The following is a 277-nucleotide window of genomic DNA, read 5'->3' on the forward strand; positions in this document are numbered from 1 at the left end:
GTTCGAATCATGCCGCCAATGCTCGCGGGAGCCGAGGTCATAAAAGCCTTTTCGGTGGTGCTAGCAGCCCCTGTATTTCGAGCAAATTTAAAAATAATGCCGTTACTAGAACCTGTACCAAGAAGTAAATTTTCTACCTGAGTTGATAACCCGGTAAGAGTCACGTTAGTGATTGTTGGGTTCAGACAACCGTCTTGTGTCACTGTGTCACATCGGTACATAGCGACGTTACCCCCATGAATTAGATGCTCAATAGTCACTTTATTACCATTCAGTC

At 44.8% G+C, this 277-nt stretch carries 1 protein-coding gene; it reads right to left on the reverse strand.

Going from position 1 to position 277, the window contains the following annotated elements; all coding sequences use genetic code 11:
• On the reverse strand, positions 1-277 hold a 277-nt coding region (locus tag AAEY62_RS22190; RefSeq protein WP_350636567.1), incomplete at both ends, for a conjugal transfer protein TraH.

The organism is Pseudoalteromonas sp. GW168-MNA-CIBAN-0100 (genome assembly GCF_040309225.1).
GTDB lineage: Bacteria > Pseudomonadota > Gammaproteobacteria > Enterobacterales > Alteromonadaceae > Pseudoalteromonas > Pseudoalteromonas arctica.